Annotated in this window: 17 protein-coding genes; 1 reads left to right on the plus strand and 16 read right to left on the minus strand. The window is 59.5% G+C overall.

The genetic code is table 11. The features are described from left to right. Positions 1-15 precede the first annotated feature (15 nt). The 4 genes from C7T96_RS01870 to C7T96_RS01885 all read right to left on the minus strand — a co-directional run bounded on the left by C7T96_RS01870 (position 16) and on the right by C7T96_RS01885 (position 2223). A protein-coding gene (locus C7T96_RS01870) for an IS630 family transposase (protein WP_245414039.1) occupies positions 16-962 on the minus strand; the annotation gives its coding sequence in 2 pieces (ribosomal slippage) (positions 16-623 and positions 623-962; 948 coding nt in all). A gap of 202 nt (positions 963-1164) precedes the next feature. After that, complete coding sequence (locus C7T96_RS01875; protein ID WP_106569459.1) at positions 1165-1467, minus strand: hypothetical protein; 303 nt, start codon at positions 1465-1467, stop codon at positions 1165-1167. A gap of 106 nt (positions 1468-1573) precedes the next feature. Continuing rightward, the gene (locus C7T96_RS01880; RefSeq protein ID WP_106569460.1) at positions 1574-2044 is read right to left on the minus strand and encodes a hypothetical protein; all 471 of its coding nucleotides are present in this window, start codon (positions 2042-2044) and stop codon (positions 1574-1576) included. Continuing rightward, a complete protein-coding gene (locus tag C7T96_RS01885) occupies positions 2041-2223 on the minus strand; it encodes a hypothetical protein (protein WP_106569461.1) in 183 nt (60 codons plus the stop codon). The genes C7T96_RS01880 and C7T96_RS01885 overlap by 4 nt, the downstream gene beginning before the upstream one ends. A gap of 275 nt (positions 2224-2498) precedes the next feature. On the opposite strand from C7T96_RS01885, the gene C7T96_RS01890 reads away from it, so the two are divergent. Next, complete coding sequence (locus tag C7T96_RS01890; RefSeq protein ID WP_106569462.1) at positions 2499-3044, plus strand: recombinase family protein; 546 nt, start codon at positions 2499-2501, stop codon at positions 3042-3044. 84 nt (positions 3045-3128) lie between these two features. Here the strand turns inward: C7T96_RS01890 and C7T96_RS01895 are convergent, their stop codons facing one another. The 12 genes from C7T96_RS01895 to C7T96_RS01955 all read right to left on the minus strand — a co-directional run bounded on the left by C7T96_RS01895 (position 3129) and on the right by C7T96_RS01955 (position 13789). Then, entirely contained in the window at positions 3129-3638 is a 510-nt protein-coding gene (locus C7T96_RS01895) for a DUF305 domain-containing protein (protein WP_106569463.1), read from the minus strand. Between the two features lie 14 nt (positions 3639-3652). Next, positions 3653-4393, minus strand: a complete 741-nt coding sequence (locus tag C7T96_RS01900; RefSeq protein ID WP_106569956.1) for a glutaredoxin family protein — start codon at positions 4391-4393, stop codon at positions 3653-3655. A 20-nt stretch (positions 4394-4413) separates the two neighbouring features. After that, positions 4414-4689, minus strand: a complete 276-nt coding sequence (locus C7T96_RS01905; protein ID WP_106569957.1) for a metal-sensitive transcriptional regulator — start codon at positions 4687-4689, stop codon at positions 4414-4416. Between the two features lie 570 nt (positions 4690-5259). Continuing rightward, the gene (locus C7T96_RS01915; protein WP_106569465.1) at positions 5260-5622 is read right to left on the minus strand and encodes a hypothetical protein; all 363 of its coding nucleotides are present in this window, start codon (positions 5620-5622) and stop codon (positions 5260-5262) included. A 114-nt stretch (positions 5623-5736) separates the two neighbouring features. Next, the gene (locus C7T96_RS01920; protein ID WP_158264284.1) at positions 5737-6831 is read right to left on the minus strand and encodes a porin; all 1095 of its coding nucleotides are present in this window, start codon (positions 6829-6831) and stop codon (positions 5737-5739) included. Positions 6832-7656: 825 nt separating this feature from the next. Beyond that, the gene (locus C7T96_RS01925; RefSeq protein ID WP_106569467.1) at positions 7657-9060 is read right to left on the minus strand and encodes a HAMP domain-containing sensor histidine kinase; all 1404 of its coding nucleotides are present in this window, start codon (positions 9058-9060) and stop codon (positions 7657-7659) included. Next, positions 9047-9724 (minus strand): response regulator transcription factor, encoded by a 678-nt coding sequence (locus C7T96_RS01930; RefSeq protein ID WP_106569468.1) that lies wholly within the window; start codon positions 9722-9724, stop codon positions 9047-9049. Before C7T96_RS01930 ends, C7T96_RS01925 begins: the two co-directional genes overlap by 14 nt. 188 nt (positions 9725-9912) lie before the next feature. Continuing rightward, a complete protein-coding gene (locus C7T96_RS01935) occupies positions 9913-10197 on the minus strand; it encodes a copper-binding protein (protein WP_106569469.1) in 285 nt (94 codons plus the stop codon). Positions 10198-10216: 19 nt separating this feature from the next. Next, complete coding sequence (locus tag C7T96_RS01940) at positions 10217-10693, minus strand: cupredoxin family protein (protein ID WP_106569470.1); 477 nt, start codon at positions 10691-10693, stop codon at positions 10217-10219. A gap of 38 nt (positions 10694-10731) precedes the next feature. Then, a complete protein-coding gene (locus C7T96_RS01945; protein ID WP_106569471.1) occupies positions 10732-12090 on the minus strand; it encodes a copper oxidase in 1359 nt (452 codons plus the stop codon). A gap of 17 nt (positions 12091-12107) precedes the next feature. Beyond that, the gene (locus C7T96_RS01950) at positions 12108-13562 is read right to left on the minus strand and encodes a TolC family protein (RefSeq protein WP_106569472.1); all 1455 of its coding nucleotides are present in this window, start codon (positions 13560-13562) and stop codon (positions 12108-12110) included. Next, a complete protein-coding gene (locus tag C7T96_RS01955; protein ID WP_106569473.1) occupies positions 13559-13789 on the minus strand; it encodes a hypothetical protein in 231 nt (76 codons plus the stop codon). Before C7T96_RS01955 ends, C7T96_RS01950 begins: the two co-directional genes overlap by 4 nt. Between the last annotated feature and the right edge of the window lie 29 nt (positions 13790-13818).

Raw genomic sequence — 13818 nt, forward strand, 5'->3', positions numbered from 1 at the left:
TAGAGCAGATTCGACTTAATCCGGGTCATATCCGGCTGCCTCGAAATAGTGCCGGCATTCCTCGGCTGTGAAGGCGGAGAGGCAATCGGCAACGACGGACCAGAGTTCGTCGACGGTTCTCGCGGCGGCCTTTCTGAGCAGGGCCTTGAGCTTCGAGAAAGCCATTTCGATCGGGTTGAAGTCCGGCGAGTATGGCGGGAGGAACAGGAGCCGCGCTCCGACCTTCTCGATGGCCTCGCGCACACGGCTGATCTTGTGGGCCGGCAAATTGTCCATGACCACGATGTCACCAGGGCGCAGCTCTGGCGCGAGCACTTGCTCGGCATAGGCCAGGAAGGCGGGACCATTCATCGGACCGTCGAGCAGCATCGGCGCCGCCATGCCGGACAGTCGCAGGCCGGCGGTGAAGGTGGTTGTCTTCCAATGGCCATGGGGAACGGCCGCCCGGCATCGTTCGCCACAAGGCGCGCGCCCTCGCAGCCTGGCCATCTTCGTGGATGCCGCGGTCTCGTCGATGAAGATCAGCTTCTCGGGATCGAGATCGAGTTGGCCGTCGAACCAGGCTATGCGGCGGCGCAGGACGTCCGCGCGCTGCTGTTCGGCAGCATGCGCCGACTTTTTTTGAACGTGATGCCGCGCCGGTCGAGGAACAGCCAGACTGTCGAGGGCGCAGCCCGCACGCCGCGCTCGGCGGCAAGGCGCTCGCCGATCTCGGCAAGCGTGATGTCCGGCGCCGCCTCGATCAGGCCCACAATGAAAGCCTCGTGCGCATCGAGCTTCGAGCGCGACGGCTGGCCCTGCTTGCGAGGCTCGGTCTCGCCAGTCTCGCGATAGCGGCGATACCAGGCCCCGGCCGTCGAGATCCCGATGCGGAAGCGACGCGCCGCCTCCCGTGTCGAAACCCCATCCTCGATCGCCGCAATCACCCGACCGCGAAGGTCGCCGCTCAGGCTCCTCGTCATCTTCACCTCTTGGCAAATCACCAGCGTCAGTGAATCAGACAAACACGACCGCGTGAATCCCAAAACCGACTCTGCGTTCTTCGAAGATGCTCTAGCGCACGCCCCAGGGCCACTGGCCTTGGGGCGCTTCTCGTTGTCGTTAGGCGAGGGAAACCCCTGCCCTTTCCCTCGCGCACCCTTCCCGCCCCGGTCGGGAATCGTTCTATAGAGGCTGTGTCTTGAGGACCTGGTAGCCCTGCGGCGTCCAGCCCGATGGCGTCTTCGTGAACTCCATCTTGAGCTCTTCATAGAAGCGGTAGCCGCCCGTTGTGCGGTTGTACGAGATCACGCACGTGGTCAGGGTCTTCGGACCGCTGCAATCGCTGACCTTAACGTCCTGCCAGCCCATGTAGCCTGCCCTCTGGGTCAGGTAGTTGATCGCATCCTGGGGCTTCGGGGCATCGAAAGAACACGCCGTTGCCAGGCCGGCAAGGCAGGCTGGTAGTACTCTTAGGTATTTGTGCATCGGAGTCTCCCATCGCAGACCCTCCGCCGGGAAAGGGTCTCACCACGCAGGCGCGCATACTGTTCTCGAGTGAATGTTCCCGGTGCCCGAGATCGTCCGGGCCGAGCTATTTGGGCGTGAACCACACAACGAGGTGGATGTTCGATCGCGCCGTCCCCTCGCACCGAACGTAGAAGCGCGGCAGCGTGTATCTAATAACGGCGCCCGAGAGCGGGCTGTTGGTGCATTCCTCTCTTTGCGCCGGTCTCATGCCCAATCTTTGCACGATATCGCCGAGATGGATCGCAAAGAACATCATCGTGTCATTGCCGGCATCGAAGGCGATCGTCTGTTCGATGACGAGGTTGTCCCGCGAGCGGATGATCGCCAAGGTTCCCGATCGGTTGCCGATGCTGCAAGAAACGTCGCCATACTTGCCTTTAGCTTCGCAAGTTGCGTCTTTGTGCGCGAGGAACCGAACCAACTCGTTGAGGTCGGAAGGTAGCGGGCCGGAAGCCGGCGCACCAACGCTCTGATTGCCGACGGAACAAGCGGAGAAGGCCACGGCGAAAGCGGCGGCGAGGTACCGACGCCTCATGCGCTTTCACCGGGGCGAACAGGTGCGATCGCGGGCTTCCGGAACGCCAGGATAATCAGCCCAATGAACCCGGTGAAAAAGCACAGTAACCCCCACAGAAACGGGCTCAGGTTCTTTGAACTTGCCCATGCGGCGCCAACGCCCGCGAACACAAGCCCGATCAATATCAAAATGACCATGGAATCTCCCGTGACGGCCAATCCACCAAAGGACCGAATCCATCAGTCCTCCCGGTGTGGCCGCGCTCACCCTGTCGATCGTCCCTTCGCCATGGCGTACGCAAAAATCACGAGTTTTGAACGGGGTAAGATAGGCGTGCTTTTCTAATCAGCCGTTTGGTTTTCTGCTGGCGTTTTAGGCAAATCCCTACCGCTTGGCCTTGTGCAAACATGAACATCGCCAGACGATTGGGCCTTGCAAAACTCGTGATTTTTGCACCCAGGGAAGACCACAAGTGATCTACGGATATGCCCGCGTATCAACCGAAAGCCAGGACCTGGAGGTCCAGATCGGCCGGTTGCGGCAGGCGGGCTGCGAGCGCATCTACTGCGAGAAACGAAGCGGCGCGGACGCGAACCGCCCCCAACTCCAGCGGATGCTGAGCGCGCTCCGTACCGGCGATATCGTATTGGCGGTGGTGACCGACCGGCTTGCACGCGACCCGTTCGACATGCTGGACATTCTGCGCCGGATCACCGCGAAGGGCGCGGGCCTCAAGCTGCTGGACGAGCCCTTTATCGACACCACATCGGAAATGTCCGACCTCATCCTGTTCGTAGTCGGTTGGGCTGCCAAATGGCATCGGCGGCGGATACTTGAAAACACGGCCGCGGGGCGCGCGCGCGCTCGGGCTTTGGGCATAAAGTTCGGGCGGAAGCCAAAACTGAACGACATACAGCGTCGCGATGCCCTCGCGCGGCTGGCGGCAGGGGAGCCGCGGAAAACTGTCGCAAGTGATTATCGTGTCAGTCGGAGTACGATCGGCAGACTGTCGCGGTAGGAAGCCTTCCCCATATCGCACGCGATGTGGGGCACCGGTTCTTTTCGCCCCCGCGCGGCGGGCGGCGGCCGCGATATTTCCGTTTCACTCCTGTGTGCCTGGGCCGTCCTGGCGATAGGGAGGCAGATCTGGCGCATCTTCGGGAACCGGATTGGCCTCTAGGTCGGCGATCAGCCGGTGCATCTCGTCGATCTCGCGCACCTGCGCCTCGATGATCTCGTCAGCCAGCTGGCGCACGCGCGGATCGCGGATATGGGCGCGTTCGCTGGTCAGAATGGCGATCGAGTGATGCGGGATCATCGCCTTCATGTAGCTGACGTCGTCCACCGTCTCCTGGCTGCGAACGAGCCACAAGGATGCCGCGAAGACGAGGACGGCGCCGCCGATGATCGCCGCATTCAGAGTGCTGTTTCGATACATCGACCACATGAAACCCATCATGACCACGGCCATGACGGCGCCCATCAACAGGGCCATCCACGTCCTTGTCTGGCTGAAGGTGATGTGATCCACCGCATAGGTGTTAAGGTACATGAGAGCGAACATCACCACCGTCGAGGTGGCAATCATCGCGCCAAAACGCCTGTAGGACATGCACTTCTCCTTTCCTATTTGATGAGCATCCAGATCGCCATCGCGACCATCATCAGGTTCTCGGTGAGGGAGATGAAGCCGAGCGGCACGTTGCTGTCGCCGCCGACGCAGGCGCATTTGAGCTCGCGGCGCTCGACATAAACGGCATAAAACACCGAGACGGCGCCGATGCTTCCGATCAGGAGTGCCACCGGGATCGCAAGCCAAAGAAGCGCGCCGGCGATCATCAAAACACCCGCCAGAGCCTCGGCGAACGGGTAGAGATAGGCGTACCTGACCCAGCGCTGTGCCAGCAGGTCATAGCCCAGGAACATGTTGGAGAAGCCTTCGAGATCGCGCAGCTTGAGGATGGCGAGAACGCACATCGAGATGGCGACGAACCATTCCGCCGCCCGGATCGTGGGAAGTTCCCCGTCAGCGCGCCAACTCGCGGCCAGCGCCATCAGGGCGGCCATGCCGAAGACGGCGATGACGGGCTGGTAGGTGACGGCTTCGGGATCGCGCACCGACTTGCCGAAATGGCGGCGCAAATCGTCGTGGCCGCCGATGCGTTCCCCGTCGATGAATGTCTGCGGGGTGGTATCGACATCATGTTCCGCCTTGAAGGCGTCGGTTTGCTCACGCGTTTCGAGCCAATGATCGTCCACGGCGTAGCCCTGGCGCTTCAAGAGGGCGAGCGACTTGAGCCCGAACGGGCAGACGTGCTGCGGCATGACCATGCGGTAGAGTGATGCTTGCCTGGTTGCTGTCGTCATCATGTGTCCTTCATTGTCGCTCAGCGCCGGGCCCGATCGAACAGGTCGACGAGTTCGTCGACCTTCTCGGTCTGTTCTTTCGGGCTCCCGCAAGCGATCGCATCGGCGACGCAATGTGCGGCGTGGTCGCGCAGGATTTCGCTTTCCGCTCGCGCCAGTGCTGCCTTCACGGCCTGGATCTGGTGAAGAATGTCGATGCAGTAGCGATCACCGGCGACCATGCGCGCCAGGCCCTGCACCTGGCCGGCGATCCGGTTGAGACGGTCAACCTTCTGCTTTTTCCGGTCGCCCGGCATCACGATCTCCATACCCTGCGGGAGTATGGAGAACCCGAGAAGCAGGAGAAGGTTCCGGAAAAGCTACCTGTACCGCTGCGATGACGAGCTTGTCTGGCAAAGATGTCGACTTGAGTGACCGAAAAGCGTACCTCTCGTGCGATGTCATCTCTTCGCGCCCTGCTTGCTGCGCTGATCGTCGTTGCCCTCGCTTTCGGCGTCGTGAATGGCCTAGCCATGGGCGCGACAGAAACCTCAGAAGAGATAGTCTTCGCGACGATGGACATGGATGGCTGCGTGGGCTGCTTCCGAGGTCCATCAGAATATCACCTCTTCTGTTCAATAATATCAGATAGCGCTATCTCAATTGTCTGAATAATAGCTGCACTTTTAGTATCATTTCTGTAGGATGGATAGCAAAAAACCATGAACTTATCGTATCTTTGTTGTTTAATTTTCGCGATGCAGATATTATGCTCCGGAAGCTGATCACGCAACGCGGCCTCAAGCGCAGTTAAGAATTCGAAGCTATACCGGGTCGAATTGTTGGGTGGAATGATGATGAAGCGGCGTCGCATATTCCGTTTCACCTTACTGGCTGCCGGCCATCAAGAATACAAGACCGACGACGATGAGAGCGACGCCCGCGATCCGAATGCTATCGAACCTTTCATCCAGAACAAACGCGCTTAACAGGGAGACGAAGACATAGGTTAAACCCATCCCTGGAAATATTATCATGATGTCATATTGAGATATGAGCAAAACATAACCCGAAAGAGATAGCGCAAATAAAAATAGCCCGCCAATAAAGCGCGCTCTCGTTAATAGGCGAATGATAATTGCGATATCGATCTTCTCTGCGTGCAACGATGATCTGGCTTCCAGTTTCAGCAATAGCTGCGACGCGGCATTCGCCCCCGAAGAGATGACCAAGACCGTTGGAATATCCATTAAATCACCGGTTTGGCGGCCGCAGCTTTCCGATGGCTGCGGCCGCGCTTTTCGGGTTACATCAAGAGCGATTTCGTCACTTTTCTCATGCGGGTATTTGCCCTACCAACGCTTCTAGAAGTACCGGGTAAATCGGAGGAAGCCCGACGTCGTTCCGCCGAGATTTTCGATTTTGCTGTGGGCAAGTTCGCCGCGCACCTCGAAATTCTCAACAGGCATCCAAACCGTCGAGATTTCTGCCGCGAAAGCATCGATACCAGTGGTCACCAGGCCGGCATGCAAGTTGCTGTAGTAGTGCCCAGCCACGGAAATGCCGAGTTGTTCACTAAACTGATGGTTGTAGGATGCCAGCGCTGACCATTCGGCGCTGATGGCGTCGAACTGGCCTGTAGAATAGATATTGGCGTTGTTGGCATACGTCCCGATCAGGCGAAGTGACGAACCAGGCATGTTTGGCATATTGACATGCAGACCAAGCTTGGCAGCCCATCCGTCCGTACCCAAAAACGATTCATCGTAGCCGAATTGTGCCCACGCGCCGCCCCAGCCTTGGTTAACGCCGGCCTTGACAACGACATCTGGCAGATATCCGTCACCCGCTAGTGCATCATCCTCTAGCGAGACCGTCCCGTAGTAACCGGGGCCGCCCCTGAACGTGTAGGAAACCTGCGCTCGTTGCTGATAGCCATAGCCCAAGCCTGACCAGGAGTGGGAGCCTGGGAAGTTGGACACACCGCCGCCTTGGGTTCTTGTCCAGGCTGACTCGGTATATCCCATGCGCAGACCGCCGAGTTCCAAATAGGCCTGGTCGAAAACCGCTGGGCCGTCTCCTACACCGTTCCAACTTGATTCGAGCCGAATGAACGATCGAAGCAAACCCCATTCCGTCTGCGAACGAGCATCGAAGTTCAACCGGGCTCGTACCGTCTTGTAAAAGCCTTCGGTGACCGGATCACCTGGGTGAAAGGTGAGCGGTGGCGTATCTCCAACATCACGGCTTTCAGCGCCGATCTGATAATAGACGTAGCCCGAGATCTGTAGGCACGTTTCGGTGCCGGGAATGTAAAAGAAGCCGGCACCATAAGCGTCACAGACGCGTACATATTCAACCGGTTCCGGTTCGGCAATGATGATCGGGTCGGCTGCTCTCGCCGATGTAATCCCTGCAGCGCTTGCTGCGAATGACAAAAGTACCAATGTTTTCTTCACGTTGCCCACCTCCGTTGTTTGCGGGTTAACCAGCCGAAGACAGAGGTGCCACAAGCGTCCATCCCGACTGCCGGAGAAATAGGGGGCGGAAGCCTGTCGAGATTTTTCCTCCAACTTTACATCTGCGTAAGATACGTTGCATTCGCCGTCTTGCACGAATGCTGTTGCCGAGTGGCAACATTCGCATGGACCGTTTCTCCGGCCGATCATGGCGTTTGTCAGATTCGTAAGTCGGACGAAAAGGCAAGGTGAACCGCGGCCTCTAGATTCGTTCACGCATCGGTACTGAGCTCCGCGTTCTTCAGGAAGCAAGGGTCGATACCCTCTCTGAGAGAACGTTGCGGCGGCCGCCGGAGCAGTAGTCTGGGTGAGCAACCCGTCACCCCGTAGAAACTGGAGAAAACAATGACCCGCATTTCCGCAATCACTACCGCCCTTTTGCTTAGCTCAGCATCTCTGGCTTTCCCTCACCAGCAGACGGTCGATCCTTTGACGACTTCAGCTGTCTCAAACGCGCAGCGCGTAGAAGCGTTGCTGCAGGGAGAGGGCAGACCCGGTGACTCGGTGACCTCAGTTTCTGATCCGAACGTTACGTTTACTGTGATGGAAAATGGACTGGTTGAAAGAAGGAACGATCGCTACGGCACAGTCCAATACATTCGACCCCTCGCACCGTGGGAGCGTGGTTTTGACTACCGGGGGGGGCGGTAGTTCGTCGGCGAGCATTTTTACAGAGATGTAAACACGGAGAAAAGCGCAGCTTAACTCGCTCTGTAAGGGTACACCCGCATCTCTAGATGAAAAAGCATCTCCATGTGATGCCCTTTACCCGCCCGCGTATCTGACCTCCGCGGGCGGGTTTTTCCATAAACTATCGCCCGGCTTCGGAAACCGAATGTGAACGGCCAACCCCGGCTTGTTGTCTGCTAGGTGAAGCGTAGCACCATGTAGATCAGATATGGCCTTTACCATGCTCAGTCCCAGCCCCGAGCCTTCCGTCCGTCGGCTCTTGTCCAATCGATAGAAGCGTTTGAGAACATTCAATCGCTCTTCAACCGGAATGCCAGGGCCGTTGTCTTTGACCACAACAACGACTTCCCCCTTCTGCGTTTCGCTTCCAATTTCGATCTGCGAACCTGGCGGCGTGTGACTAATGGCATTTTGGACTAGATTGGCCAGCATCTGTCTAAGCAGATCCGGATCACCCCGTAGCATGGTTTGGCCGCCTCGCTCCATGGCAAGACGAATGTGACGATCGTTGTTGCCCGCAATATCAGCATAAACTTCGAATACATCCTGGAGAAGTTCATTCACGTTAATTCGCCGAAACCGTTGGCGTTGCACCCCGGCCTCGATCTGGGAAATGCGCAAGAGCGCATCGAACGTTGCGGTGATCGCGCGGATATCAGTTAAGGCCGTTTGAATCAGCGGATGGGCGGCGCTAAGGGTTGAGGCTTGTGCCGCTGCCTCCAGCAGCAGGAACAAGCGGGAGATTGGAGTCTTGAGATCATGAGCAATGTCGGTGGTAACCTGCCGCATGGCATTGACGCTGGCTTCAAGGTACGCAAGTGACACATTTACCTCTTCTGCCAGCGCGTCAATGTCATCCATGCGCGACGAGACTGGCAAGCGCGTCGAAAGCTTACCGGAAGCTACCTCGCGCATGACGGCCGACAATGCTGCGATCCGCTTTCGCGTCCTCAGGGCAAGAAAGGCGCCCCCGCCTAAACCGGTCGCGAGCAGTATGGCCGTCGCCCAACCGAAACTCGTCAGGGCGATGCTGCGCAGGCTGTTGGTATCATCGTAGCTTACGCCTATGATGAGTTCCGCTGGGCCGAGCGCGTTCCGATAGAGTCGATAATTGACTGGGATGGCATTGTGATTACTCGCATCAAGGGTAGAAAAGCCTGGCGATGCGTCAGTGATGTCGATGTTCCCGGCGAGCAGAGTGCCATCCGGTGCGCGTAGCGAATAGATTGTTTCCTGACCTCGGATAGCGGGACCGTGGTTTTCAATCATCGCGCTGGCGCCGGCTAGTCCTCGCTTGTCGAAAGCTGTTTGGATTTCTCGGAAGCGCTCCATCACGTGCGAATCAAGACGCTGGCTGAGGTGACTGGCGACCATATTGTAGGCGACCAAATTCACCCCAAGATAGCAGACCAGAAAGAGAGCCAAATAAAGTATTGCAAGGCGGAACGACGTAGTGCGCGCGATACTACCTTGGGACATGAATGCTGTAACCGGTGTTTCGTGTCGTGTGCAGCAAAGGAACCTCAAACGGCTTATCGATCTTGCTCCGGAGCCTGCTGACATGCGTCTCGACGACCGTACTCTGAGGATCGAAATTGAAATTCCATATACGTTCCAAGAGCATGTGTTTGGTCAGGATGCGACCTTCGTTGCGCATGAGAATTTCCAGCAGGGCAAATTCTCGGGGCAGAAGATCAATTACTTTGCCTTGTCTCTTGGCCACTCGTCGCACGAGGTCCAATTCGAGGTCTGCCACCTGCAGGTGAGTTTTCTCGCCGGACATCGGAGGGCGGCGTGCAAGGGCACTGACGCGCGCCGTTAGCTCGGAAAACGCAAACGGTTTCACCAGATAGTCATCTGCGCCCGCTTCCAGTCCCGCGACACGATCTTCCACTCCTCCAAGGGACGTGAGAAACAAGATTGGAATCTTGCCACCGGCTGCACGTAGGCTCTTTACAAGCGCAAGGCCATCCAACCCGGGTAGCATGCGGTCAACGATGGCCACGTCATAGGGCTCTCTAAGGCCGATACCGAGTGCATCGCGGCCATCCTTCAGAATATCAACCGTGTGTCCCGACGAATGCAATCCGCTGGCAATGTAGTTGCTGGTCCGGTCATCGTCCTCGACCAGGAGTATTTTCATTGTGGTCGCCTTCTCGGTTGTAGTTATGCCGACATGGTGACCTCTGGCAGGGGCAAGCGTACCCACCGCGCCCGGCGGCGCCCGGCGGCGGGTACGCTGCATCTCTATCGACGGGTTAGACCGTTCTTGGTTATTGGGATGGGCTGGATCGCTTCGGTCCGATTCGTCGGACCGAGAAAAGGCATTTGCTACTTGATCTCGGTGACCGTGAGTCGTCCGTTTACGCGTTCGGCGACGAACTCGATCGGCTGGCCTTCCTTGACCTTGTCGATCATGGCGTCGTCGGCGACGACGAACACCATCTTCATGGCCGGCATGTCGAGATTCTTCAGTTCCTCGTGCTTGATCGTCAGCTTCTTCTGCTTGGCGTCGATCTTGGTCACCTCGCCCTTGGTGTATTCGGTGGCCGAGGCTGCACCGCCGAGCGAGATTGCCAGGCCGAGGGCGGCTATCGCGGTTGCGATGGATTTCATGGCTGTCTTTCCTTTCTGCTTAATTGCTGACCGTGATCTCGCCCTTCATGCCGGACTCGTAGTGGCCTGGAATGAGGCAGGCGAATTCGAAATTTCCGGTCTTGGCGAAGGTCCAGACGATCTCTCCCTTCTCGCCCGGCGCCAGCCGGACGGAGTTGGGATCGTCGTGTTCCATTTCCGGGAACTTCGCCATCATCTCCTTGTGCTTCATGAGTTCCTCATGGTCGTCCATGACGAACTCGTGGTCGGTTTCGCCCTTGTTGACGAAGCTGAGGCGGATGGTCTCTCCCTCCTTCACTTCCAACGACGCCGGCTCGAACAGCATCGCGCCGTCGTCGTTTTCGAACATGGTGATGGTCACAGTCCGCTTCGCTTTGTCAGCGTCCGCCGGCTTGCCGATCGCCATTTCGTCGTGTCCACCAGCGTGTTTGCCAGCGGCATGCGCCGCGCCCACTGCGAGCGCCGACGCGGTGAGCGCAATGATCAGATGTCTCATGCTGTTCCTTTCCTGGTTGCTTGTCGGTTGAAGGAGTTTCATCCCTGTTTGTGCCCCGCATGCGGATCGGCCGGGGGCATCTCTTTTGTGTTGCCTGATCTTGTTGGCTCGGGCGTGTCGGCCGTCCATTCGTAGGCGACGGTGCCGGCCGGGTGCTCGTACCAGCCTGGGTCGGCATAATCGTCGGAGGCCAATCCCTCGCGAACCTTCACGACGGAGAACATGCCGCCCATCTCTATCGCGCCGAATTGTCCCCAGCCTTCCATCATCTTGACAGTATTGTCAGGCAGCGGCATCTCCATCTCGCCCATGTCGGCCATGCCGCGAGTGCCCATGGCCATGTATTCCGGCTGCACCCGCCGGATCTTCTTGGCCACCTCGGTCTTGTCGGCGCCGATGAAGGTCGGCACGTCGTGGCCCATCGCGTTCATGGTGTGGTGCGATTTGTGGCAGTGGATGGCCCAATCGCCGGGATAGGTCGCGTCGAACTCGTAGGCGCGCATGGCGCCCACGGGAATGTCGATGGAGACCTCCGGCCAGCGCGCTTCGGGGCGAACCCAGCCGCCGTCGGTGCAGGTGACCTCGAAGTCGTAGCCATGCATGTGGATGGGGTGATTGGTCATCGTCAGATTGCCGACGCGCACCCGAACCCGGTCGTCCCTGGCCGCCACCAGCGGACTGATGGCCGGGAAGAGACGGCTGTTCCAGCACCACATGTTGAAGTCCGTCATCTCCATGACACGCGGCACGTAGGAGCCGGGGTCGATGTCGAAGGCGTTGAGCAGGAAGACGAAGTCACGGTCGACCCGATGCTCCGCCGGATCTTTCGGGTGGATGACGAAAAAGCCCATCATGCCCATCGCCATCTGCACCATCTCGTCGGCATGCGGGTGGTACATGAAGGTGCCGCTCTTCACGAGATCGAACTCGTAGACGAAGGTCTTGCCGGGCGGGATACCGGGCTGGGTCAGCCCGGTCACCCCGTCCATGCCGTTGGGCAGGATCATGCCGTGCCAGTGGATCGTGGTGTGCTCCGGCAGCCGGTTGGTGACGAAGATGCGCACCCGGTCGCCTTCCACGGCCTCGATGGTCGGGCCGGGCGACTGTCCGTTGTAACCCCACAGATAACCCGTCATGCCGGGCGCCATCTCGCGTTCGACCGGTTCGGCCACGAGATGGAACTCCTTGACCCCGTTGTTGATGCGATGCGGCAGTGTCCAGCCGTTGAGGGTGACGACGGGCTGGTAGTCCGGCCCGCTTGACGGGAACAATGGCGGCTGCATGTCGGCCGATTCCATGATCGGCGCTTCGGGCAGGCCCATGGCTGCGGTCTTCGTCCAGGCGGCCGCTCCGGCAAGGAACGCGCCGCCACCGAGGATTTGTCGTCTGGTGATCATTTTTTCGGTTCTCCTGCTCAATGTCCGCCGCCGCCGTCGCCAGCCGCCGCGACCTCCGTCGCAACGGCCGGGGACGATCCCGGACCGCCGCCATGAATTGCGGTGCCCAGATTGACGTCGGCCAGCCAGAACTGACGCTTGGCGTTCAGCGACAGCATGATCGCGCCAATCCTGGCGCGGGTGTCGGCCAACAGCTCGAATGTGTTGGTGATCATGCCGTTATAGGTCAGCACCGCCTCTTCCTCGATGGTGGTCCTCAACGGCACGACATTGTTGCGGTAATGCCGGGCGATGTCGTAGCTCGATCGATAGCCGTCATAGGCGCCGCGGGCCTCGGAACGAACGTTCACCGCTTTCTCCGCCAAGAGGTTCGCCGCCCGCATGTAGGCGAGTTCGGCCTTGCGCAGGCGTGCCTGGCCGCTGTCAAAGATCGGGATTACGAAGTCCAGCTCGATCCTCGGTGTGGTTGTTGTGGTGGTGGTGCCGTCATCCTCTTTTTCGCGCTCGACTTCGGCCCCAGAGACAATATCGAGATCGGTCAGGTAGCGGGTCGCCGAGGTCAGCCCGTAGGCGCGGGCAAGGGCTTCCAGTTCCAGCCGCGCCACCTCCAGGTCGACGCGGTTGCGCAGCGCCTCCGCCTCGATCGCCCGCTTTGCCGTTGGACGCTTCGGCAGCGAAGGCAGCGCATTGGGCACCTGATAGTCGAGGTCGGAGCCCCAAAGGCCCATCAGGCGGGTCAGCGCCTCCTTGGCCATGCGCGCCTGCATCCGCGCTTCCGCGGTCTGGCCCGCCAATTCGGCGTAGAACACGTGCTCCCGCGCCTGGCCCGATTTGGTGAAGGCGCCGGTCTCGCCGAGCTTCTGGGCAAGTTCCGAGGCGGCATCGGCGGCCGCCTGGGCCTGGTTGAGATAGGCAACCCTTTCCCATGCCGAAACCGCGTCGATCCACGCGCGCCGCGTGTCGGCGGCCACGCGCAAGGTTTCTTCGGCGGCGCGCAACTGAGCCTGCCTCAGCCGGGTATCGGCGATGGCCATGCGCTTCGGGCGCGTGATCACGGCAAGGATGTTGTTGGCCACCGTCGCCTCGATGGAGCGGACCGGGTCGACGCCGGTCAGCCCGACCGAGACGGTCGGGTTGACGAGCAGGCTCTGTTGCCAGACCTCGGCCTGCGACAGGCCGACATCGGCATAGGCGGCCTGAAGCCCCTTGTTGTTGAGGAGCGCCACCTGCACGGCCGTGTCGGGTCCGACCGTCCTGTTTCGGACAAGCGCCTGTACACGTTCGCCGACCTTGCGTGCCTCTTCGGCGGACTGGAGCCAGACCGTCTGCTTGCCCGTCACCGACGCGGTCCGGTCGGAAACGGGCGCAAAGGCGCTCAAGGGATCGGTGTCGACCGCTCCCGTCGTGGCGCAGCCGGCGGTTAGAAGAGGCAGGGCCGCAAGGGCGATGATCCTGGGAATGCCAGTCCTCATGACCCGGCTCCTTTCGAAGCCGGCGACAGCCGCTCGTTGAGCCGCCGCCAATCCTGCGGGCCGACCGGCTGGCGGTGGTGATAATCACCCACGACGGGACGATAGCTGGTTTCGCGAACGCCCATCGCCGGGTCGGCCGCGTTGTAGGCCGGCAGCACGACCGGCGGTGTCGCCGCACATGCGGTCACCGAAAGCGGCGCGAGCACCGCAACAAATGCAAGTTTCATCCTGAATTACCTGAACTGAACGAGGGATC

This window comes from Nitratireductor sp. StC3, assembly GCF_003015025.1.
Classification (GTDB): Bacteria; Pseudomonadota; Alphaproteobacteria; order Rhizobiales; family Rhizobiaceae; genus Mangrovimarina; species Mangrovimarina alexandrii.

Bases quoted from the DNA above. Each gene is read 5' to 3' on its own strand.
- C7T96_RS01875 (WP_106569459.1), bottom strand. From the start codon at position 1,467: ATGCACAAATACCTAAGAGTACTACCAGCCTGCCTTGCCGGCCTGGCA.
- C7T96_RS01880 (WP_106569460.1), bottom strand. From the start codon at position 2,044: ATGAGGCGTCGGTACCTCGCCGCCGCTTTCGCCGTGGCCTTCTCCGCT.
- C7T96_RS01885 (WP_106569461.1), bottom strand. From the start codon at position 2,223: ATGGTCATTTTGATATTGATCGGGCTTGTGTTCGCGGGCGTTGGCGCC.
- C7T96_RS01895 (WP_106569463.1), bottom strand. From the start codon at position 3,638: ATGTCCTACAGGCGTTTTGGCGCGATGATTGCCACCTCGACGGTGGTG.
- C7T96_RS01900 (WP_106569956.1), bottom strand. From the start codon at position 4,393: ATGACGACAGCAACCAGGCAAGCATCACTCTACCGCATGGTCATGCCG.
- C7T96_RS01905 (WP_106569957.1), bottom strand. From the start codon at position 4,689: ATGCCGGGCGACCGGAAAAAGCAGAAGGTTGACCGTCTCAACCGGATC.
- C7T96_RS01915 (WP_106569465.1), bottom strand. From the start codon at position 5,622: ATGGATATTCCAACGGTCTTGGTCATCTCTTCGGGGGCGAATGCCGCG.
- C7T96_RS01925 (WP_106569467.1), bottom strand. From the start codon at position 9,060: ATGTCCCAAGGTAGTATCGCGCGCACTACGTCGTTCCGCCTTGCAATA.
- C7T96_RS01930 (WP_106569468.1), bottom strand. From the start codon at position 9,724: ATGAAAATACTCCTGGTCGAGGACGATGACCGGACCAGCAACTACATT.
- C7T96_RS01935 (WP_106569469.1), bottom strand. From the start codon at position 10,197: ATGAAATCCATCGCAACCGCGATAGCCGCCCTCGGCCTGGCAATCTCG.
- C7T96_RS01940 (WP_106569470.1), bottom strand. From the start codon at position 10,693: ATGAGACATCTGATCATTGCGCTCACCGCGTCGGCGCTCGCAGTGGGC.
- C7T96_RS01945 (WP_106569471.1), bottom strand. From the start codon at position 12,090: ATGATCACCAGACGACAAATCCTCGGTGGCGGCGCGTTCCTTGCCGGA.
- C7T96_RS01950 (WP_106569472.1), bottom strand. From the start codon at position 13,562: ATGAGGACTGGCATTCCCAGGATCATCGCCCTTGCGGCCCTGCCTCTT.
- C7T96_RS01955 (WP_106569473.1), bottom strand. From the start codon at position 13,789: ATGAAACTTGCATTTGTTGCGGTGCTCGCGCCGCTTTCGGTGACCGCA.